The 23,750-nt window shown below is 36.5% G+C and carries 16 protein-coding genes and 1 tRNA gene; 8 read left to right on the top strand and 9 right to left on the bottom strand.

Annotation, left to right across the window (positions count from 1 at the left end; all coding sequences use genetic code 11):
- Nucleotides 1-23 precede the first annotated feature (23 nt).
- Nucleotides 24-97: transfer RNA gene (locus GFU89_RS22140), tRNA-Met, on the top strand.
- A 406-nt stretch (nt 98-503) separates the two neighbouring features.
- Here GFU89_RS22140 and GFU89_RS22135 read toward each other — a convergent pair.
- The 8 genes from GFU89_RS22135 to GFU89_RS22100 form a co-directional block, all read right to left on the bottom strand.
- On the bottom strand, nt 504-1,802 hold the full coding sequence (locus tag GFU89_RS22135) for an HlyD family secretion protein (protein ID WP_318849189.1): 1,299 nt from the start codon (nt 1,800-1,802) through the stop codon (nt 504-506).
- Between the two features lie 45 nt (nt 1,803-1,847).
- Complete coding sequence (locus tag GFU89_RS22130; RefSeq protein ID WP_318849188.1) at nt 1,848-2,042, bottom strand: hypothetical protein; 195 nt, start codon at nt 2,040-2,042, stop codon at nt 1,848-1,850.
- Between the two features lie 60 nt (nt 2,043-2,102).
- Nucleotides 2,103-4,298 carry a peptidase domain-containing ABC transporter gene (locus GFU89_RS22125; protein ID WP_318849187.1) on the bottom strand — a complete coding sequence of 732 codons (2,196 nt, stop codon included), beginning with the start codon at nt 4,296-4,298 and terminating at the stop codon, nt 2,103-2,105.
- Between the two features lie 189 nt (nt 4,299-4,487).
- Nucleotides 4,488-6,002 (bottom strand): thioredoxin domain-containing protein, encoded by a 1,515-nt coding sequence (locus GFU89_RS22120; protein ID WP_318849186.1) that lies wholly within the window; start codon nt 6,000-6,002, stop codon nt 4,488-4,490.
- Nucleotides 6,003-6,862: 860 nt separating this feature from the next.
- Nucleotides 6,863-7,924 (bottom strand): DUF3810 domain-containing protein, encoded by a 1,062-nt coding sequence (locus GFU89_RS22115; RefSeq protein ID WP_318849185.1) that lies wholly within the window; start codon nt 7,922-7,924, stop codon nt 6,863-6,865.
- Complete coding sequence (locus GFU89_RS22110) at nt 7,914-9,359, bottom strand: MFS transporter (RefSeq protein ID WP_318849184.1); 1,446 nt, start codon at nt 9,357-9,359, stop codon at nt 7,914-7,916. The genes GFU89_RS22115 and GFU89_RS22110 overlap by 11 nt, the downstream gene beginning before the upstream one ends.
- Before the next feature lie 30 nt (nt 9,360-9,389).
- Nucleotides 9,390-10,127 (bottom strand): lysophospholipid acyltransferase family protein, encoded by a 738-nt coding sequence (locus GFU89_RS22105; RefSeq protein ID WP_318849183.1) that lies wholly within the window; start codon nt 10,125-10,127, stop codon nt 9,390-9,392.
- 3 nt (nt 10,128-10,130) lie between these two features.
- Entirely contained in the window at nt 10,131-10,589 is a 459-nt protein-coding gene (locus tag GFU89_RS22100; protein WP_318849182.1) for a GtrA family protein, read from the bottom strand.
- Between the two features lie 362 nt (nt 10,590-10,951).
- Here GFU89_RS22100 and GFU89_RS22095 point away from each other — a divergent pair, with 362 nt between their 5' ends.
- The 7 genes from GFU89_RS22095 to GFU89_RS22065 all read left to right on the top strand — a co-directional run bounded on the left by GFU89_RS22095 (nt 10,952) and on the right by GFU89_RS22065 (nt 23,201).
- The gene (locus GFU89_RS22095) at nt 10,952-11,215 is read left to right on the top strand and encodes a hypothetical protein (RefSeq protein WP_318849181.1); all 264 of its coding nucleotides are present in this window, start codon (nt 10,952-10,954) and stop codon (nt 11,213-11,215) included.
- Nucleotides 11,216-11,300: 85 nt separating this feature from the next.
- A complete protein-coding gene (locus tag GFU89_RS22090; protein ID WP_318849180.1) occupies nt 11,301-12,152 on the top strand; it encodes a BadF/BadG/BcrA/BcrD ATPase family protein in 852 nt (283 codons plus the stop codon).
- Between the two features lie 16 nt (nt 12,153-12,168).
- Complete coding sequence (locus tag GFU89_RS22085) at nt 12,169-14,460, top strand: NADP-dependent malic enzyme (protein WP_318849179.1); 2,292 nt, start codon at nt 12,169-12,171, stop codon at nt 14,458-14,460.
- 227 nt (nt 14,461-14,687) lie between these two features.
- Entirely contained in the window at nt 14,688-15,272 is a 585-nt protein-coding gene (gene ruvA, locus GFU89_RS22080; RefSeq protein ID WP_318849178.1) for a Holliday junction branch migration protein RuvA, read from the top strand.
- 57 nt (nt 15,273-15,329) lie between these two features.
- The gene (gene sprA, locus GFU89_RS22075; RefSeq protein WP_318849261.1) at nt 15,330-22,364 is read left to right on the top strand and encodes a cell surface protein SprA; all 7,035 of its coding nucleotides are present in this window, start codon (nt 15,330-15,332) and stop codon (nt 22,362-22,364) included.
- Nucleotides 22,365-22,471: 107 nt separating this feature from the next.
- Nucleotides 22,472-22,849: a glycine cleavage system protein GcvH gene (gcvH, locus tag GFU89_RS22070; RefSeq protein ID WP_047373847.1), complete on the top strand. Its 378-nt coding sequence runs from the start codon at nt 22,472-22,474 to the stop codon at nt 22,847-22,849.
- The gene (locus tag GFU89_RS22065) at nt 22,824-23,201 is read left to right on the top strand and encodes a VanZ family protein (RefSeq protein WP_318849177.1); all 378 of its coding nucleotides are present in this window, start codon (nt 22,824-22,826) and stop codon (nt 23,199-23,201) included. The genes gcvH and GFU89_RS22065 overlap by 26 nt, the downstream gene beginning before the upstream one ends.
- 220 nt (nt 23,202-23,421) lie before the next feature.
- Here GFU89_RS22065 and GFU89_RS22060 read toward each other — a convergent pair whose 3' ends face one another.
- On the bottom strand, nt 23,422-23,601 hold the full coding sequence (locus GFU89_RS22060) for a hypothetical protein (protein ID WP_318849176.1): 180 nt from the start codon (nt 23,599-23,601) through the stop codon (nt 23,422-23,424).
- Between the last annotated feature and the right edge of the window lie 149 nt (nt 23,602-23,750).

Here is a 23,750-nt window from a genome sequence, read left to right as displayed (position 1 = left end):
TTCTATATTTGCACCACCAAAAAGGCGAGGTAGCTCAGTTGGTTAGAGCGCAGGATTCATAACCCTGAGGTCACGGGTTCAATTCCCGTCTTCGCTACAAAAAACCGCAATCATTGATTTAATGATTGTGGTTTTTAATTTTATAATAATCGTGAATTTATCTTTTCATTTCTTCTCAATCTTTTCTTTTTTAGAAATTATCACCTTTCAGTAGAAAATTAGGGGAAGTACCCCGATTTCGATCTTATTATATTCTCTTATCAAAATGATTAGGATAGATGTACATTACTTCCCTTGAATTCGCTTTCTTATGGCCTTTTTTTGACCGATCTGTTTATTTGTGATCATGAGCCTTTCTTCACAGAATAGAGCTTTTAATAAAGGAATAACACTAGTCAGGTTTCATGTAAAATGAATTATAAGCTGCCTGTATAAAATACCATTATAAAAAAAGCCGTTTTACAATGTGCAAAACGGCTTTTATTTTTTGTAAGGGTTCTTTATCAGACCTGATATCCAAGAAGCTTTCTGATTTGATAGAAGAATCTTTCAATCAATCGAAGATCTTGTGTTACGATCTCTGCGCTGCCCCTAAGTTCTTTATCGAATGTAAGCGTTTTATTATAGCTTGTTTTTAATCCTTTCGGCAAAACAACATCTACATAATAATTTCCTTTATCATCAGGAATAAGAGAGATATTCTGTACTTTTCCTTCAATGATACCATATTCCTGGAATCTGTAGTTGTCAAGTTTAATCAGTACTTTTTCACCCGGAATTATTTTTCCTGAATTTATTGTAGGAACAGACATTCTGCCTACCAGCTGCTCTTTATTTTTAGGAAGAATAGAAAGGATGGGTTCACCAACCTTTACAAACTGATTTTCACCAAAAAACTGCTGGAAACTTGCGAGACCATCTGTAGATGATATAACAAGATAATTCAGTTCCCACTGTTTTAAAGATTTTCTCAGTTGTTCAAGAAGCTGTAAAGTTTGTGAAGAATAGGTAATTCTGTCTTTTTCTGTGTTAATGGCAGTTCCGCTTTTCGTTTTATTAAGATTGGAAATACCTTCATCCATTTGTGAGATGGAAATTTTAAGATTTTCAAGATTTTGCTGGGCCTGAAGATATTTGATCTTTTCATTTTCAAGTTCCATAGCCGAAATAACTCCCTGATTAAAAAGTTCCTGAGATCTGTTGAAGTTTTTCTTGGTCAGATCATATTTTATTGATTCCAGGCTCTTCTGTTGTTTTAAGGTAGCTATTCTTACGCGGTATTCAGAAATACTCTGATTGGCTGCCAGGTTTTCCGGAGCATAAGGCTGCAATCTTGTGAAAAGGGCTTCATCCTGAAATGCCTTTGCAAAACTGTTATATTCACCCTGTAATTCACCCAGTTTAAATCTTGAAGCCTGGGCAAGAGGGAAGGCGTACAGCTTATCAGGAGTAATAGAATCTATCAGTTTTTTAAGCTCTAAAATATCCTTATAGTTAGCTGCTGACTGCATTACCATCAGAACATCATTCTTTTTAACTTCCTGATGATCTTTTATAAATATTTTTTCAATTTTGGAACTTGTCCTTGCCTCAATTTTCTCCGGAGGATTCTGCGAAGTCACAATAATAGGAGCCGGTACAAATTCCGGATATTTTATAATGTAACTCATCAAGAGAATCAGTAGGAGAATAATAAATATAACGGTATTTCCCCAGCGGATCATCCAATGAGGCGGCTGGGTAAGAATATCCTGTACGCTTTCTGAGCGGAGTTCAATATTGTCTAAAACGTCTTCTTTCATTTTTCTAAGATAAAATTTCCCCCAATGTTTCAGGGGGAATATAATTTAACCAAATGGGCAATTCCCGTCATACCACGATGGTGGTGAAGTATCTGCATCCAGCGGACATGCAATATGGTGGAGACGGCATGGCATCCAGCTGCCAAGACACCAAGAACCACAACAGTTGTTGTCCGGAATAACTACACCTCCGCTGACAAATGTCAGATCTTTTCTCGATAGTTTTTTGAGATTTTTCATGATTAATTATAGTTTTTATTTTTCCTACTCTATAAGCTTTTCGGTTCCGCTATAGGTTTGCTAGCTTCCTAATTCAAGTTGATTTCTTACAAGTCTGTAATATTCTCCTCTTAAATCTACAAGGTCAGCATGACTGCCTTCTTCTACTACTTTCCCCTGATCCAGTACGATGATTTTATCCGCATGTCTTACCGTGGAAAGCCTGTGGGCAATAACCACAGCTGTTTTTCCTTTGAAGAACTGCTCCAGGTTTTCCATGATCACTTTCTCATTATTGGCATCCAATGCTGATGTAGCTTCATCAAACAAAATATATTCAGGAGATTTGTAAACAGCTCTTGCTATGAAGAGTCTCTGTTTCTGACCGCCGCTGACACCCACACCTTCATTTCCGATTTTCGTATTATAACTTAACGGAAGACTTTCAATAAATTCTTTGATATTGGCTATTTCTACAGCACGTCTCAGCTTTTGTTTGTCAATATGATCTTCACCTACAGCAATATTATTGGCAATAGTATCGTTGAATACATAGCCTTCCTGCATTACCACTCCACAATGATCTCTCCAGTATCTTGGAGAAATATTTTTCATATTGGTACTCCCGATTCTGATTTCACCCTGGTCAGGATCATAAAATTTCATCAATAGTTTCAACAGAGTCGTTTTTCCACTTCCGCTGGCACCTACAATAGCTGTAGTCTGCTGATAAGGGATCGTAAGGCTTAAGTTTTCAAAAACCGGAACATCGGAACCGATATATCGGAATGACATATCTTTGATCTCGATGTCTTTCTTTGGAACATCTGTCACATACTGCTCATTTTTATCTTCCTCATCATCTTTATCATGAATTTCGCCTAATCTTTCAAGGGAAATCTTAGCATCCTGAGTCTGCTTGATGAAGTCGATAAGCTGAAGAAGAGGACTGTTTAGCTGTCCAATGATATACTGTACAGAAAGCATCATTCCTAAAGTAAGGTTTCCACTTAGAACCAGCTTTGCAGAAAGGAAACTTACCAGGATATCCTTCATCTGGTTGATAAAGTTACCCCCAACGGACTGCCATTGTTCTAATGAAAGCGATTTTATTCTGATTTTAAACAGTTTTACCTGAAGAAATTCCCAATCCCATCGTTTCTGTTTTTCAGCGTTATGCATTTTAATTTCCTGCATACCGTTGATAAGCTCAATTACTTTACTCTGTTCCTGAGATACCTGAGAGAACCTTTTGTAGTCAAGCTCTTTTCTTTTTTTCAGGAAGAAACTGATCCAGCCAATATACAATATCGCTCCAACAAGGTAAACAATGAATAATCTGTAATCATAAAACAGCAAAACAATACTGAATATGATAAGATTCACCAGTGAGAACAGCGTATTTAATGATGAACTTGTAAGAAGCTGCTCTATTCTGTGGTGGTCATTTATTCTTTGCATGATATCTCCGGTCATTCTCGTATCAAAGAAACTTATCGGAAGCCTCATGAGCTTGATAAAGAAATCTGAGATGATGGAAATATTAATTCTTGCAGAAAGGTGAAGAAGAATCCAGCTTCGTATGGTTTCAATTCCCATTCTTCCAAGGAATAGCATAATCTGTGCAAGCAAAACCACATAGATAAAATTTATATCCTGATTCTGGATGCCGACGTCTACAATACTCTGGGTAAGAAACGGGAATATAAGAGATAGTAAACTTCCTCCCAGAAGTCCTATGGCCAGCTGGATAACAAGTGTTTTATACTTAAGGAGATATTTGGAAAGAAAAGAAAAGCTGGCTTTACTTTCTTCAGAATCAAATTCGGTCTGGAAAAATGCTGGTGTTGTTTCAAGAATAAGAATAATTCCTTCTTCTGTATTTTCGTTGGCATTTTCTCCGATCCAGGATTTGATGAATTCCTCGCGGGTATAGGTAATCAGTCCATAACTGGGATCTGAAATATATACTTTGTTGTTTTTGTCAATTTTATAAACAACAACAAAATGGTTTTTATTCCAGTGTGCAATACACGGGAAAGAAACTTCTTCTGTGAGGGTATTGAAATCGATTTGGACTCCCATTGACCGGAATCCCAGGTTCTCTGAAGCATCACTCAGCCCAAGAAGGCTGCTTCCTTCACGTGTTGTTTCGGAAAGGTTACGAATTTGCTGTAGAGATATGCTTTTACCGTAGTACTTACTTACGATCCTAAGACATGTAGGGCCGCAGTCTTTAGTGTCTGGTTGCTTATAAAAGGGGAATTTTTTTTTCAAAACTACTACTCATTATAAAATGCCGTCAGCGGATGACGACATTTTTACTTTAATTCAATTATAATTCAATGAAATGGTAAACCGGAAATAGTTCCATTGGTCACTGTTTTCTGCTCTTTCACACCTTTTCAGGTGTTGTTTTTGTTTTTCCTAAGATAGTGAAATTTTCAAATGAATGATATTTATTTACTAAATCTCATCATCTTCTATCAATTCATCAATAAAGAATAAAATGTCTTCACGATCGTATTTATCAGGGAACTGATATCCGTTGATGATAAAGATTGGAGTGAAGTTTAATCCTGCGTTACTGTTTTCATTAGACATTTCTACCAGTGGGTTCAGGTTTTCCGATGTAGCATTTCCTCCGGAAAGGATATTGATTTTGCTTTCGTCCTTAGTTTCAAACCATTCTTCTACAGCATGTAAAAATTCCTTTTCAGGTTTGTTGTGGTAAATATGAGTCAGATCTGAAATAAGCTGTGTGTATTTTTCAGGAGCTCTTTCAGGACTGTAATTGAATCTCATCTGTAAAGAGATATTATCAGGGTATTTTTCCAAAAGACCTTCTGCCAGTTTATGAGCATCTTTACAGAATCCACAATATGGATTGGAAACGATAGAAATACGAAGTTTAGCATCTCTTTTCCCAACAGCAAAAGTTTCTGTATCCTGAAATTCGATTTTTTGATTCTGTTCCATCTGGTTTTTGAAAAGCTCATAATTTCTTTTGAATCTAAGGTTTTTCGCATTCGACTTTTGAAGAGATTCTTTTTGCTCAAGAAGAGTATTGAAATAAATAACAGCGGAAAATACCAGTGCCCATAGAATAACCGTCAATAAAAATGTTCCCACACTGAAAGACAGATTCTCAAAAAATAAACTGCTTACTACTATTTGTCCTACAAGAATAGAAATAATCAAAAGGCATACTCTACAAAATGTCTTTTCTACAAAAGCTTGAATGTATAGAGAATATCCTATTGCCAATACAGAAACGAAGGTAAATCCTTTTACAATATAGGCTGTAGCGGGTAAAAATAATCCCAGCACTGCAAGTCCTGCAAAATAGATTAGAGAAAAGTCTGCAAACTTTAAACCTAAGATACTGGTTTTATCCTGTTTTATAATTTTATCACATGAGTTAGTTGTCTGGTTGGCAGCAGCACCTCCGCCGCCACATATACTTCCGATTACGGTAGATGTATTCCCGAATTTCTGATTGAAGATTTCCAGTGAAATGTATACTCCAGCCAAAGAAAGAAGATTGAATATAGCTTCATAAATGGTCTGGCTTATCAATGAATAGGCAAGAACAGCTGCGAAAATTAAATAAAGAACCGGCTTGAAATTGAATGCCAGTTTATTTTCAGCCTTTTCAGCCTTTTCAAACAACAATACAAAATCAGTTGATTTGGTATAAAGTTCTTCTTTGCCGAGGGTTTTTGCTTTTTCTGAATATACTGAATAGTTGCTTCCTGACTTCTTTACGAGAGAAAATGAATTTTCAACAATGGCAATAAATTCTTCCGGAAGTTCGTCCCAATATTCTTTGTCAAGTTCATAAGCATCATTTTTTACCCCCATAAAATTAAGTGTGTCACTGAAAGCTAGTGCAGATGGGTAATTGGGATGTGAGTTGAACTGGAAAATGAATTCCTGTTTATCGAGTTTTAGGTGGTTAATTAGTTTGTCAAAAATCATATTAATATTTTTATCTAAAATACACAGATGTTTTAAATATACAAAAGTTTTTTTCTTTTATTAGTGAGATATAAACGGCTATTGGTAGATTAGATTTGACTTTCAATATTTTATTTTACAAAATTGAAGCTCCGAAGTAAATCCTAGAATATGATATTCTATTAAAATTTGTTGGTTTTATTGTCCTTTTAATGAAGAATTTGTTCTTTTTATTATTCAATAAAACAAGGGCTTTGACTGGGAATGCCGAATTTTTAAAAGAATGGTTTTAATAAAGTAGATTAAATAACCTGGAAGGTTCTATATTTTGAAAAGGAAGAAAATATTTAGGGAAAAGAAGAATAAAACAAGGAGCGTAAATCACTTGAGAAATGATATAATGACAATTTTATAAAAATTCCTGTTAAAAAAAAACGAACAAAATAGAATAATAAAGTCTAATATTTTTGATCAAAATATCTTGAAATTTTTATAGAGCAAATGTTAGAAATATACCATAAAATAGGGTGGATAACTCCAATTTTTAAAACGATGAAAAAAGGGTAAAAACGGAATGTTTTTTATTTAAACAATGGTTTGATTCTATGGTAATTTAATAGGCTATACGGGGTTAAATGGTGTTTTTCATATTAAATACAAGTGTTGGTTGCGATTTGTAAGGAAGTGGTTTGAACTCAAAAAAACTTAAAAAATCATAAAGTTTTCATAAAGTTTTAAAAAAGGATGTAAATGTTTTTGTATTTATAAAATATGTCGTACTTTTACATCGCCTTGAATGAGGGAACAAGTCAAGGTAATAAATTTTTTTTCATCATTTGTGTTTTTAGAATCGTATCGCCTGATACGATTCTTTTTTTTATCTATTTTTCATAGTTTAAGAGTAGATCTATAAAGTAAGAATAGGTGACAGAACCTTCCTGTTGGTTGCTTTTCAGAAACAGATTGTTGGTATATCCAAAAAAATCATCCAACCAGCCCTGGTGGCTCATTACAAAATTCTTTTCATAGGCACGGTCTCTTTTCATAGCAGGAGAATATTGGTGAAGTACATTCTTAACGAACTCCGGATCTTCCTCCACAATGAACCTTAAAAGGCTTTTTAAAGTGAAAAACTCAGTGCTGTATCTCAACTCAGTATTACTGGAATGAATGCCTATTAAATACCCCACAAAATTAGCTTCCTGTTCTCTGGCAAAACCCAGCTGATGCGAACTTTCATGGGCTGTTGTAAAAGGGATGAATGTAGAAGGTAATTCAGCGTTATATTGAGCTTCAGCGGTAAAAGGATTGTAATATCCCAGAATGCCGGTAAAACTCATTACATTTTTGAATAAACTGGGTTTAATATCCAGAATCTGAGGCGCTTTTTTATTCGAAATCTGAGAAGGTAGTTTTGTTTGTTGATGCAGGATCTCCTGTTGTATAGAAGTAAGGTTCGTAATAATAAATATTCCTTTGCCGTCTTCATGGACAGACTGCCTGGTTATTTTACATTTTTCAAGATAATCAAGAGCCAGTTTTTTTGCTTTTTCCACATCCGGTTCTTTCTGGCTTGAAAGTTTCTTGATAATAGGAGTTTGGAAATACAGCATTCCCCAAAAGATCTGATAAATACAATAAAAAATATTGATGATAATCAGAATCCTGAGCATAGAATCCTGTCTTCGTTGCTTTCTGAATAGCATGATGAAATAATACAAAAGGAAAGTACCCAGTACAATATAAATAAGGTCTCCCATAGAAAATGGAATCCAGCTGAATAACGCCTGATGCGTTCCTTTTTGAAGTTCAAAAAAACGTTCAAAAAACGAGATCATCACTCCGGATTTTGAGCAGATATAAAACAAAAGAAATTGGGCAAGTAATACACCTGCCCAAAACCTTTTCTTTTCATATATTGTTTTCGTAATATTAATGACCATTGCCTTTAGATACTTTATCCAGATCAATGCCCTGGGCTTTTAGAATCCCACTCACACGGATCGCATAGAATGCAAGATAAGCAAAACAAATAACCCCTACGATATAACTGAAATGAATATTTGTAATATCTGCGATATAACCTTGTATAAAGCTTACGATACCTCCACCCATAATCATCATAATAAGATATCCGGAACCTTGATTGGTGTGTTTTCCAAGCCCATTGATGGCAAGTGCAAAAATACATGGCCATAAAGTTGAGCAGAAAAGTCCTACACTGGTAAATGCATATACAGATACCATTCCTGTAGTAAACATACCTACAAGTAAAGCTGTAATCCCTGCTAAAGAAAAGATTAAAAGCATTCTTGCCGGGTTTCCTTTACTTAAGATATCACAGATAATCATTGCAATAATGATAAATCCATATACATAGAACGGAGACAGATCATGCTTTGCAATAGCATTCACAAGTAAAAATACACCGAATGCAAGATAAGGAGCTAAGAATCTTAAGATCTTTTTGAATCCTGCATTTACATCAAATGCTTCTACAGCACCTGTCCAACGGCCAATCATCAATGATGCCCAGTATAAAGAAATATAAGGAGCTACATCTTTGGTTTCAAAGCCTAAGTTTTTTTCCATATAAGCCGGAAGGTTACTGGCCGTGGAAACTTCTACCCCTACATACACGAAGATCGCAATCATTCCCATCACCAATTGAGGGTACTGAAATGCTGATTTTCTGTGCTCTCCAGGAGTTGAATCATCTGTGTCTTCAGTATTGGTTGGAGTTATAGCAGGAAGGGAAGAGAATTTAAGCATTAAAGCTACAAGAGCAAAGGCTGCTCCTAATATAAGATAAGGTATTTTTACACTTTCTATACTTGCTTCCGTGTTGCCTGCACCTGCAGAACCAAAAATAGCAAATGCAACAATAAGCGGTCCTATTGTAGTTCCTAAGTTATTGATTCCACCAGCCATTGTTAACCTCTGAGATCCTGTTTCTGTAGGACCTACCTCAATAGCAAGCGGATTGGCAACAATCTGCTGGAGAGAGAAGCCTAAACCTACAATAAATAATCCTGAGATCATTAAAGGGAAAGAATGCATGTTGGCAGCCGGGTAAAACAACAGGGTTCCCATTGCTGAAATAAGAAGCCCCACAATAAGGCCGTTTTTGTACCCTATTTTATTGATCAAATCCTGTTTCAGGCTTTTTGATACAATCATATAAATTAAAGAACCTACAGTATACGCTACATAAAAGCATATCTGTACCAGCATACTTTCAGTTTGAGATAGATTGAAGGCTTTTTGAAAAACGGGGATCAGAATATCATTACTGGCTGCTACAAATCCCCAAAAGAAGAATACAGTAACCAATGGAATGAATTGGGCCCAATTGGTTTGTTTAGAATAATTTGACATATTTATTATAGATTTCACAAACAAATATAACTATTTCCTTTCAACGGAATAGCTGATTAAGGTTTTTTTTATTTTCTCGTAAGCCTCTGCCTTTAAGTCTTTTGGCGAATCGGTAGGCTCAATGATTCCGTTGAAATACACCTTTACTCTTCCAGGATAGCCTTTTGAGTTTTCAAAAGGGAACATTTCCTTGAGTCCGATAAAGGTATAAACAGCGATAGGAGAGTTATGTTTTGAGGACAGCATGAAGGCTCCGTCCTTAAAGTTATCCAGGATGATAGAAGTGTCGTCCGGTACACCGCCTTCAGGAAAAATAGCAATACTGTTGCCTTCCTCCATCTTTTCGGCACATCTTCGGTATACATCTGCACGGCTTTTGGCGCTCGTTCTGTCTACCATCACACATATCCTTTTATAAATGGTTCCGAAAATAGGAATCTTTACCAGTTCTTTCTTTCCTACAAAACATATCGGGTGATCCGGAAACACAATGCAGGTAAGCATAATATCCATGATGGATGTATGATTGGATATAAAAACATAAGGGATGTTTTTGTCCTTCTCCTGCTCCGAAAGTTTAATGAGATCATACCTGAAACCCATTCCGTAAAACATTCCGAAACACCAGAGCCTGACAAGTTTATAACCGTACTTATAATGCTTTTTGTTAAAAGATAAAATATAAACAGGGATCCCAATAGTAACTGTTAGAAAAAATGCTAACAGCAGCAGCCAGAATCTCCAGAGATAATTTAAAATTTTTGTCACAGTTTAACCGTTAAAAATTACTTTCTTTTTTACCGAATAATTCAGAATGGAAACCAGTAATATTGCTGCAATTTTGCTGATCATTTCCGGGCTCAAGGTATAAAAAAATAAGTTGATATTATCTTTAAATATGAAACTATAAAATATCTGGAAAAAACCAAGACTGAGTAATGTTGAAAAGAAGGATACCACCATAAAATAAACGAACTCCTTTCTCTTCGAATGTTTTCCTCTTTCAAATACAAACCAGATACTCAGGAAATAATTGGTAATGATCCCGCAGCTGGTGGAAAAAATGTTACTTAAAGGATAATGTATACCATGGAAGTTGATTTCCTTTGCAAAGAAATGCGGAAGATAGGTGCTGAAAATCTTAAAGCTGCCTATTTCTACAATGGCACTCAGTCCTCCTGCAATGATGAAGAACAGAACCTGTTTCTGGCGTATGAGTATTTCTTTCATTTAATGATTATAAAACTAAAATATAAGTCCGTATTGTATAAGAGCTGAAATGATTTATATCTCAGAAAATAAAGACTTTACTGTATTCCGGCTGTTAATAACCATTTTGAAATACCAATAATGTCAGAACTTCACAATATGAATATGCAAATTTATAACTATATGTTAAACACTGAAAAAAGTTGTTAAAATATTTTTTTTAATAAAAATTATTTCTAATTTTAATATTCAGAATGATGTAATAACGACCTGATAATAAATTCATTTTCAACTTCTTGTGTTGATGGTTTTTTCTATCTTGTAGTGCGCGGTTAAGCGCATATACTCCAACATTTTATGACCCAATTATTAATAATATTTGTATGAAAAGTCAAAACAAATACAGAAAATTCCAGCTTCAACAGAAAAATATTGAAGCTCTTGAGAAAGAAAATTCCCGCTTCAAAAGAGTGTATTCTGAATATGAAAATATGTCAAACGAATTATGGAATCTCGAAAACTCCAAAGGAGAACCAGTGCCTGATGATTTTATCAATGCAATGGTATTACAGACTTCTTATCTGGAAGATGAAATAGAAGATTGGCTAATACAGTTCAACGAAAAAAAAACAGAGATTAAACATTAATGATTTTAGACAGCTTCCAGGTTGTTTATAAACGCTAATTGAAGATAAATTCCTAATTTAGCACCCTTAAATTAAAATCTAAAATATGGTTGCTATTGTAGATAGTGGTTCTACTAAATCGGATTGGGTAATACTTGATGACTTTAAGAAAGTTTTTCTGAAAACAGAAACAATCGGTTTCAATCCGAATTTTATCAACAGAGAACTTATCGCTCCTGAGGTGCAGAAAAATAGCAATCTGATGTCCCTTAAAAATTCAATTACCAAGGTTTATTTTTATGGTTCCGGATGTGGAGTGAAAAAAAACTGTGAAACCATAGAGGAAGAGCTGAAGAAGGTTTTTGTAAAAGCAGAATTTATTGTGAAGGAAGATCTGATGGCTGCAGCCTATGCAGCATACAGCGGAAAACCTGCTATCGTGTGCATTCTTGGCACAGGATCAAATTCTTGTTATTTCGACGGTGAAAATATAAAGATAGAATTACCTTCATTAGGATTTATTATTGGAGACGAAGGAAGTGGCAGCGCTATAGGAAAACAATTGCTGCGCAGATATTTCATGAAAAAACTGCCTTCAGACCTGCGCGCCGAATTTGAAGCAAACTATCTGCTTACCGTAGAAGATGCATTGCAAAATATGTATCATACTACAAGACCAAATGCTTATTTGGCCGACTTTACCAAATTTGTGATCGAAAGAAAAGATCATCCTTATTTCAGGGATATGGTTTTTGAAGAAATGAAAAACTTCTTTGAATACCAGGTAATCCCTTATGAAGAAGCTAAAGACGTTGAAATCAATTTTATCGGATCTATCGCTTATTATTATGAAAACGTACTACGTTCTGTAGCTACAGAACTTAATTTAAATGTGGGACATGTTGTTCAGAAACCAATTGAAAGCTTAGTAGATTACCACATTAAATATATACTTTAACAAAAAACAAAATTTTATGTCAAGTAACAACAATCGTGACGAAAAGAACTTTAGCCAGGCAGCGCTGGATTATCATAAAGCAGAACCAAAGGGAAAAATTGAAGTAATCCCATCAAAGCCACACTCTTCTCAAAGAGACTTATCATTGGCGTATTCTCCGGGAGTAGCAGTTCCTTGTATGGAAATTCATGATAAACCGGAAACTGTTTATGATTATACAGGAAAAGGAAACCTGGTAGCAGTAATTTCTAACGGTACTGCCGTACTTGGACTGGGAGACATCGGTGCTGAAGCTTCAAAACCGGTAATGGAGGGGAAAGGACTTTTATTCAAAATCTTTGCAGATATCAACGTATTTGATATTGAGATTGACGAAAAAGATCCGGATAAATTTATTGAAATCGTAAAAGGAATTGCTCCTACTTTTGGAGGAATCAATCTTGAAGATATTAAAGCTCCTGAAGCTTTCTATATAGAACAAAAACTGAAAGAGGAATTGAATATTCCTTTGATGCATGACGATCAGCACGGAACAGCCATTATCTCAGCAGCAGCATTGATCAACTCTTTGCAGATTGCCAATAAAGATATTGATAAAGTGAAAATGGTGGTCAATGGAGCAGGTGCTGCAGCTATTGCATGTACCAAGCTTTATATTTCATTGGGATTGAAAAAAGAAAACGTCCTGATGTGTGACAGTAAAGGGGTGATCAACCATAAAAGAGAAAACCTTACTCCTGAAAAATTAGACTTCATTGCTCAGACAGATATCGAAACATTAGAAGAGGCTGTAAAAGGCTCTGATGTTTTCGTTGGACTCTCTAAAGGAAACGTAATGACTCCGGAAATGCTTTTAAGCATGAACGAAAATCCTATCGTATTCGCTCTAGCGAACCCTGATCCGGAAATTGCTTACGATCTTGCTATTGAAACTCGTAAAGATGTTATTTTAGCGACAGGAAGAAGTGATTATCCTAACCAGGTAAACAACGTATTAGGTTTCCCATATATCTTCCGTGGTGCATTAGATGTACAGTCTACAGGAATTAATGAAGAAATGAAACTGGCTGCCGTACACGCGATTGCTGATTTAGCAAAAGAACCGGTGCCGGAAGCTGTAATTCTAGCATATAATGTTCAGAACCTGCAGTTCGGAAGAGATTATTTCATTCCGAAGCCATTTGATAACAGATTGATCACAAAAGTATCAAGCGCTGTAGCAAAAGCAGCTATTGAAAGTGGTGTTGCCAGAAAAACCATTACGGATTTTGAAGAATATGAGCACCAGCTTTTAGACAGAATGGGACGAGATGAGAGATTGGTAAGAATGATGCAGAGCCGTGCTAAATCTAATCCGAAAAGAATTACCCTTGGAAATGCTGAAGAATATAACGTATTGAAAGCAGCTCAAATCCTTTATGAGGAAGGAATTGCTTTTCCAAGTCTTTTAGGAGATAAAAAATACATCAAGGAGCAGATGGAGCGTTACGGAATTACTCTGGATGTTCCAATCATTGATCCAAGTGATGATGATCAGAAAGAAAACAGAAAAAAATACAGAGAAACTCTTTGGAAACTTCGTCAGAGAAAAGGGATGAACGAGTACAAAGCGAAGAGATATGTTCGTCAGAGAGATTATTTCGGGCCTCTTATGTTGAGACATGGTGATACCGATGGTCTTATCGTAGGATTCTCTAAAAACTATACTTCAGTTTTGCGTCCTGTTTTGGAAGTTATTGAAAAAGATAAAGGAGTAGATAAAGTAGCTGCAATGATGATGATTCTGTCTGAAAAGAAACCTATTTTCTTCGCAGATACTTCCATTAACCAGAATCCTACTTCAGAAGATCTGGTGAATATTGCTAAAATGGCAGAATTTACAGTAAAATCTTTTGCTATAGAACCAAGAATTGCAATGCTTGGATTTGAAAACTTCGCTGCTATTTCTGAAACTTCCAAGAAAGTAGCTAAAGCTGTAAGTATCCTTCATGAGAAATACCCTAAAATGATTGTAGATGGGGAGATTCAGCCAGATTTTGCGATGAATGCAGATCATTTGAGCGATTACCCATTCTCCAAATTAGGAACAACACCCGCGAACACATTCATCTTCCCGAATCTGGAAAGTGCCAACCTTTCTTACAAAATTCTAAGAGGAATGAAAGTAGCACAGGTTATCGGACCTATCCTAATGGGATTAAAACAACCGGTACACGTTCTTCAAATGCGTTCAAGTGTAGATGAGATCGTAAATCTTGCTACGATTGCTGTTCTTGATGCTCAGAGAAGAGAAAAGAAATCAAACTAAAAATTAAGATCGTGATTAGTAATCCTAACCTCTGATCAGATTTTCTTATTAAAAAATGACACTTTAAACCGTGTTGAGATAATAAAAGACTCCATATTTTGGAGTCTTTTGCTTTTGTGTTAATTCATTGAATTCTTATTTGAAATTTAAGTTAAAAATCATTCGCACGTTAAATGAAAACATTAATTAGTTTAAATTGCTATATTTGGGAGTTTTAAAAATTAATAATGATATTTTCTTTACAAGGCAACGTTCAAGAACTTACGCCTACCTACGCTGTTATCAATGTACAAGGGGTTGGTTACTACGTGGGAATCAGTTTGATGACCTCACAGACGCTGGTTTTGAATCAGCAGACTTTTTTATTTATCCAACAGATCATCCGTGAAGATGCCCATCTTCTCTTCGGATTTAACACACGTTCAGAAAAAGAAATGTTCAATCTGTTAATAAGTGTTAATGGAGTGGGTGCTGTTTCAGCATTGATTCTGTTGTCCACATTGAGTCTTGATGAAATTGCTTCTGCAATACTTTCCGGAAACAGTGCGCTGATTCAAAAAGCAAAAGGAATCGGTGCAAAAACTGCTGAAAGAATTATCGTAGATCTTAAAGATAAAGTACAGAAATACAGCGATCCAAACGCGAATATTTCTGTGATGGTAGATAATAAAATTAAGGAAGAATCGTTATCTGCATTAGAAGTTTTAGGGATTCCTAAACGAGCGAGCGAGAAGATTGCGGATAAAATTATAAAACAAAATCCAAGCATCTCGGTAGAAGAATTGGTTAAACAAATCTTAAAAAACATTTAACATTTGGTGGCGAATATTAAGCATCTTAACATATTTTTGTTCCTGTCGTTCCTGTGTATGTCTGTCGGTGCTTTTGCACAGGTGCAGAAAGATACAGCGATCATAAGAAAACAATATGAAGTGGCCGACCCTACGAGGTACGAAGCCTATTACGATATAAAAACCGGGATGTACTATGTATATCCTAAAATCGGAAATACCATTACAGGCCCTCCTACAGCCATGTCTCCGCAAGAGTATAAAGAATATATGCTTGCTACCCAGACAAAAGCTTATTACAAGGAGAAATCTGATAAATATAATCTTCTTTTCAGAAGGGACAGATCAGATGCAAGGAAGAAGGGACTTATCCCTTCATTGTTGATTAATAACAGGCTTTTCGAAACGATTTTCGGAGGTAATAAAATTGAAATCATTCCTTCAGGGTATGCATCCCTGGATTTTGCCGGATTGTACCAGAAAATAGACAACCCACTGATCCTGCCACAAAACAGGACCAGTTTTACTTTTGATATTGATCAGAGAATTCAGTTGGGACTATTGGGGAAAGTAGGAGAAAACCTGCAGCTAAAAGCCAATTATGATACTCAAAGTGGTTTTGCCTTTGAAAACCGAATGAATCTCGTTTGGCAGGCAAAAGGAAGCTGGAAAGACCTCCAAAGCAAAGGCCTTGGAAATGTTGATAAACCCAACGAAGGAGGAGAAGATAAAATCATTAAAAGAGTTGAATTTGGTAACGTAAATATGCCGCTTTCAACCAGTTTGATTCGTGGTTCACAATCACTGTTTGGGGTGAAAACAGAGTTCCAGCTTGGAAAAACATTTGGAACTGTTGTTCTTTCCCAACAACAGGGTGAGGCCCGGAATATTGTAGTACAGGGTGGTGGTGTTATGAACAATTTTAAAGTCAACGCCATTGACTATGAAGAAAACCAGCACTACTTTTTAGGACACTATTTCCTGAACAAATATGATGATGCCTTACTTAATTATCCACAGATCAACTCAACGATCAATATTACCAGAATGGAAGTATGGGTACTTGATCAAGGGAACAGTAATCTGGCTTACCAGAAAAGTATTATTGGGATAAGAGATTTGGGAGAAGCCGCAGGAGGAATTACTTTACCAGACAACTCTCTGAACGGGCTATATGATGCTGTGTCTACAGTAGCGGGAACCAGAGAAGCTGGAAAAAATTATGGTACTATTTTCCAGGGGCAAGTAATTGGTACAGACCCAACTCCGTATGATAATGGAGAACAATTCATTTACAATACAAAAGCAAGAAAGCTGAATGCTAACGAATTTACATTTCAGCCGCAATTAGGATATATCTCATTAAATCAAAAATTGAATGACCAACAGCTTTTGGCTGTTTCATACTCTTATACGGTTAACGGAAGTAACAAAGTATACAAAGTAGGGGAATTTTCTGAAGAAAGTCCTGTACTAGTTACTAAAGTATTGAGAGTGAACAATAAAGTAAACACTCAATCTCCAATGTGGGACCTGATGATGAAGAATATCTATTCGATAGATGCAGGACAGGTAGCACAGGATGGATTTATACTTAACGCATACTACAGAGACCCAAAAACAGGAGGTAAAGTCAACTATCTTCCGGATACTCCTGTAAAAGATCAGAACTTACTGAAATTATTCAACTGGGACCGTCTTAACATGAACGGAGATATCCAGAATAATAAAGACGGAAGCAAAGGAGATGGTATTTTCGACTTTGTCAATGGGATTACCATCAGACCGGAAACCGGAAGAATAATCTTTACCAAAGTACAGCCTTTTGGTAGCTATATGCAAAAGGTTTTAGGAGGAACATTTGATCCTCAATACGTTTTCCAGGATCTTTATACCAAACAAAAACAACAGGCTCTTTCCAGTAACCTTGCACAAAGGTATACAATGGAAGGCCGTTATAAAGGAACTCAGGGACAAGGTATTTCGTTAGGTGCAGTAAACGTGCCTCAGGGATCTGTGAAAGTTGCAGCAAACGGAGTACAGCTTACAGAAGGGGTAGACTACACCGTAGATTATATGCTGGGTACCGTTACCATTATCAACGAAAATGTAAAACAGTCCGGACAGGCTATCAATATTTCACTTGAAAACCAGTTGACATTTAATACCCAAAGAAAAAGATTCTTAGGATTAAATTTAGAAAGAAGATTCAGCGAAAACTTTGTCTTGGGAGGTACTGTGATCAATTATTCAGAGTCTCCACTTACCCAGAAAGTAAACTTCGGACAGGAAGCGGTAAACAATACCATGGCAGGGATCAACTTGATGTACAACAATCAGGCTCCTTATCTGACAAGGCTTACCAATAAGCTTCCGATGGTAAAAACCGAAGCGCCATCCAATTTAAACTTTAAGATGGAAGCTGCATATCTGATGCCTGGGTTGAATAAAGGAACAAATAACCAGTCTTATATTGATGATTTTGAACAGACAACTTCCAAAATATCATTAAAAGAACCGGCAGCATGGAGCTTAGCTTCAAAACCGGAAAAAAATAAATTGCCGCCATTTAATACAGTACCAGGAAATGACGATATAACAAGTGGATATGGAAGAGGGCTATTAACATGGTATAATATTGACCCTAGATTCTGGGGTGTTGGAGGTAAAGCACCTGCAGGAATTACACCGCAGTCTGTATCCAACCATGCTTCCAGAAGAGTACAGTATTCTGAGATTTACAACAACAGAGATTTCGTAGCAGGGGAACAAACTTTCACCAATACTTTCGATATCTCTTATTTTCCTAAAGAAAAAGGGCCATACAACGTAAACCCGGTAACAGAGCAGGCACAAAGCAGATGGGCGGGGATCATGAGATCAATCAGCGTTCCGAACTTTGTTACTTCAAACATTGAATATGTGGAATTCTGGATGATGGATCCATACGCAGATGGTAAAACACTGGGTACTGATCCAAAACTTTTACTTCATTTAGGAAACGTTTCAGAAGATGTTCTTAAGGATGGAAAAATGCAGTATGAAAATGGAATTCCAACGCCTGGTACTCCATCTTCTACTACGAATTCCAACTGGGGAATACAACCAAAACAACCGCCAATTCTCTATGCTTTCTCTACAGAAGGAGATGACAGAAGAGTACAGGATGCCGGATATGACGGTCTTACTTCTGATCAGGAAGCCATGAGGTTCGGAAATACTTTTGTAAACCCGGTAACCAATATTGCTGACCCTGCTGTGGATGACTTCGTATTCTATCTTTCTGATAAGTTTACAGGAAGTCAGGCTGCTTCAGTTGTTGAGCGATATAAATATTTCAGAAACCCGGAAGGAAACTCAGAAGCGAACTCTCTGAATGTGGCTTCACAAACTCCGGATGCAGAAGATATCAATAAAGATTACAACCTTGATCAGACTGAAAACTATAATCAGTATGTGATCAAGCTGGATCAGCAAAGTTTAGCGCTAGGAGGGAACAATATTGTAGATGTAAAAACAGTAAAAGCAAGCTTCCAGAATGGGCAGACTGCAGATGTAAAATGGTTCCTGTTCAGAATTCCTGTTGCGAATTATGATCCAGCTGAAGGAACACACGAAGATGGAGTATTAAATAACGTAAGATTTGCAAGATTGATGCTGGCAGGTTTTGATCAGACCTCTACTTTAAGATTCGGAACAATGGATCTTGTAAGATCAGACTGGAGAAAATACAATAGTAAAATTGCCAGTTTAAATGTTACTAATACAGAAGAAGGAACGGGAACTGTGACAGATCCTAATTTTGAAATAGGAAGTGTAAATATTGAAGAGAATGCATTGAACCAGCCTCCATATGTATTGCCTCCGGGAATTGACAGACAGGTATTAAGTGGAAATGCAGGGGCACAAAGACAGAATGAAGCTTCACTTTACATGAAAGTAAAAGACCTTAAAACTGAGGCAAGAGGAGTTTTCAAAAATACGACTTTGGATATGAGAAGATACAAAAAGCTGAAGCTATTTGTGCACGCTCACGATCCATTGAACAGAGTAATAGGAATGGATGAGAAAACTAAATTCTTTATCCGTTTCGGAAGTGATGCTACTGATAATTATTACGAGTATGAATCATCATTAAACTTGACTCCTACTACAGCGACAGCTCCTATGGAGATCTGGCCAATGGAAAATGAGGTAGATTTTGATGTTCAGAATTTTGTAGATGCTAAAATAAGAAGAGACAAATCTGGTGTTGTTATTACCAATAGAACAGTTGACCCAGCATATCAGGAACCTTATAAGAATATTTATATCAAAGGGAGACCTAGTTTAGGAAATATTACCACAATTATGATTGGGGTGAGGAATTCCGATCCAAGAGATGCATCCACTATAACAAGGGTTCTTTGGGTAAATGAAATCCGTCTTTCTGAAATTGAGAATGATGGAGGATATGCAGGAAATGCCAGCCTAAACTTTAATATGGGAGATTTGGCAACAGTGAATGCCAATGCTTCTTATACCTCTGTTGGTTTCGGAAATATAGATTCAAAACCTGCGGAAAGAACTCAGTCTACTCAATCAGCATTTAGTATTAATACAGCGATCAATGTAGATAAATTCCTTCCTGAAAAAACAGGAGTAAAGATTCCTTTAAATTATTCTTACTCACAAACCATTGAAGATCCGAAATACAATCCTCTGGATACCGACGTAGAATTCAGTAAAGCACCCAACAGGGAGCAACTGAAAAAAGTTGCGAGAACGTATACTCAGCAGAGAAGTATAGGAGTTGTGAATATGCATAAGGAGAGAGTAAATCCGAATAAAAAGCCTAAGTTTTATGACATCGAAAATGTTTCGGTAACGGCTGTTTATAACGATGACTACTTCAGAGATATTTATACCAAGAGAAATTACAGACAGTATCTGAGAGGATATGTTGATTATAACTACACGTTTAAGCCGTGGGTGATCAAGCCTTTCAATAAAATGATCAGTGATACTGCGAAGTCTACGAAGTATTTAAGATGGGTTAAAGAATTCAATTTTAATCCGATTCCTACAAGAATATCTTTCAGAACTGAAATCGACAGAAATTACAATGAACTTGAGTTCAGAAATGTGGAAGCGATCCTGAATGGAAATATGAATAGTGACTTTGATGCCATCAGAAACAGAAACTTCTTCTTTGGATGGCAGTACGGGTTAGGATTCAATTTCACGAAATCATTAAAACTGGAAATCAATTCAGCAACCAGAACCCTTAATGATAATCTGGATGTAAATTCAATGGATAATAAATCGATCTTCGGAAATGTATTCAGAGCAGGAAGGCCGGTATTGTATAACCACAGAGCGCAGTTGAATTATAAACTGCCGTTCCAGTATCTGCCTTATCTGGATTTCATTGATGCAGAAGTTGGATACGGATTTACCTATAATTGGGCGGCTAGATCTACTTCTTTGACTGGATTTGTAGATCCTAATACAAACCAGACTGCAAGTTTGGGATCTGTAGGGCAGAATACCAATGTTATCCAGGCAACAGCTTCAGCGGATCTACCTAAGTTCTTTGGACAGTTTAATTACTTTAAAAACATCAACGCAAAACTGCAAAAACGCAGACAGGAGATGGATTCTCTAAACAATGTGTATACGAAGCAATGGGAGAAAAACAGATACAGATACAAGAAGTATAAGTTTAAAAATAAACTTACTCCGCTTCAAAGTGCAGCATTCTTCCTTACTTCTTTCAAACAGTTGAACGTAAGTTATAACGAAACGAATGGAACAGTACTTCCAGGTCTAATATCAGCTCCAAACTTTTATGGATACGGACAGACATTGGGAGGACCAACATTAGGATTCCTTTTTGGATCACAGGCTGACATCAGAAGAACAGTAATGGAAAACGGATGGGTGAGTGGTTCCAACTATATGACAGATCCGTATGTAAGAATGTCTACCAAAGAATTGAGGGCAGACTTACAGGTGATGCCGATGAATGATTTAAGAGTTGATCTTAATGTGTTGCACAATTACAACAGTAATTTTTCACACACAGGATTTAATTATACAAATAATGGAGTTTCAGATCCTAACTTTACATTTGCCAGCGAAATGATAACGTATTCCAACTCTGCAGTACTTCTTAGCACATCATTTAAAGATGGGCAGGCGGTTTACCAAGCTATCAGAGAAAATGCAAGAGCACTTTCACAACAGTTGGGAGGTCCGGGAGCGGTATTGGATAATAATGGGTTTGCCAAGCATTACAGTATCGGAAATGCTTATGTTTTGATTCCTGCCTTTAGAGCAGCTATGGAAGGGAAATCTGTGGCTCCTATGAGCAGTCCTAAGAAAACAGGATTCCCGCTACCAAACTGGAGAATTACGTATTCGGGATTAAAAAATATTCCTATAATCAGTGGGCAGTTCACCAAATTTGATATTTTACATGGTTATACAGCAACATATACAGCAACAGGTATTCAAAGCAATGTGGATTATCACGGTAACCCAAATGGATACTACCAGACGGTGGATGATGCAGGAAATGTAATCAAAAACGATGGTGACAAGATCAATCCATATACATTTGCACAGGTAGGATATGTAGAATCTTTCTCACCACTTATCGGGGTAGATGTTACCATGAGAAACAATATGCAGTTTGGGATCCAGTACAATAAAACAAGAATGATGGTATTGGGATTGGTCAACCAAACTCTTACCGAAGATGCCAACACAGAATATGTAGTAAGACTTGGATATATTATCAGAAACTTCAGATTGGGAACAGCCAACATCAGAGGTAGAGGAACAAGAGGAAAAGGAAGTGACCTTAACATCAGGGGAGATATTTCATTAAGAGATAGTAAAACCTCCATTATGAATATCTTGTTGAATGATGCTCAGGTTACCGGAGGACAAAGACTGATGAATATCAAACTTTCCGCAGACTATAATGTTTCCGAGAATCTGAATCTGAGAGTATTCTATGAACAGATGACCTCAAAGTATAAGATCTCCACAGCATTTCCGCTGTCTACAGTGAGAGCAGGTATTTCTGCCACATTTACATTCGGAGAGTCCGGAGGCGGATTCTAAAAATGATACAAACTTAAAAGTCCTTCAGTTTTGAAGGACTTTTTTTATATCCAATATTTGAAGCTACTATATTTTTGAATACATTTGTACAAAATAAAAATTAAAAAATGAACACACCATCAGAATTAAAGTACACCAAAGATCACGAATGGATCAAGATCGAAGGTAACGTTGCTACAATCGGTATTACAGACTTCGCTCAGGGAGAACTTGGAGACATCGTTTATGTAGACATAGATACTGTAGATGATGATCTTAATGGAGGAGATGTTTTCGGAAGTGTAGAAGCGGTGAAGACTGTTTCAGATCTATTCTTGCCTATTGCTGGAAAGGTTATCGAGTTCAATTCAGAATTGGAAGCTCAGCCTGAACTGTTAAATACAGATCCTTATGGAGACGGATGGATTATCAAATTGGAAATTGCTGATGGGGCAGATCAGTCTGAATTGCTTTCTGCAGATGATTACAAAGCTATCATTGGATAAGATTTCAAAAATATTTAGTAAGATATTGCCCATTTATTGGGCATTTCTTACTTATATGCTTCTCAAGCCCGGAGAAGAGAACCATGAATATTGGTTTATGTTCAGTGGTATCGACAAGGTATTGCATTTAAGCATATTTGGAGCCTTAGGTTTCGCTTTCATTGCGGCTTTCCCCAAAATAAAATTCTCATACTTTTTTCAGATCATTCTTCTTTATGCCTTCCTTACAGAAATTCTACAGGAAGAAATGGGACTCGGTAGATCTATGGAAACATTGGATATCGTAGCAGATACTATCGGATGTCTATTAGGATACTATATATATAAGGTGTTAATCAAACGTTTCTTTTAACCATACCTTGTAAGAGCACCATTTCATTCCCATCTTTTTTCTATACAGAAAATTCAAGCTTTCTTAAACCTTCAAACCCTTATACTTTCTTAGAAGCTTTTACCTGCTATCCATTCCTACTCCTCACGCCCGGCTTTCCTTGGCTCAAACCCACCAGCTCTTCCAGACAAGCTGCGGGGTAACCATTTCTATCAGGGCTAGGAGAGGAGACGATTATAAGTTATGAATTATGAGTTGTGGGATTCGAGGTTGGCGTTGCGGGTTTCGGGTTTCGTGTTCTGAGGTTTAGATTACAAATATCGGGCTCATTATATCCAGTAGGAACGGTATTTAGCCCATTTCCATCAAAAATGGTTTCCCCTTCTATATATACATCATCATCTGTGAAATTCTGTGTCATCTGCGGTTAATCTTATAATAATTAATGCAGATAATCTTTAACCCGTTTCCATCAAAAATGGCTTCCCCTTCTATATATACATCATCATCTGTGAAAATCCGTGTCATCTGTGGTTCATAATAGAACTCCTTCACTAGGAACTGTCTATG

The sequence above is a fragment of the Chryseobacterium sp. JV558 genome, assembly GCF_033712365.1.
Lineage (GTDB): Bacteria > Bacteroidota > Bacteroidia > Flavobacteriales > Weeksellaceae > Chryseobacterium.
The sequence above is the reverse complement of the archived record's forward strand: the minus strand, read 5'-3'. Positions and strand labels throughout refer to the sequence as shown.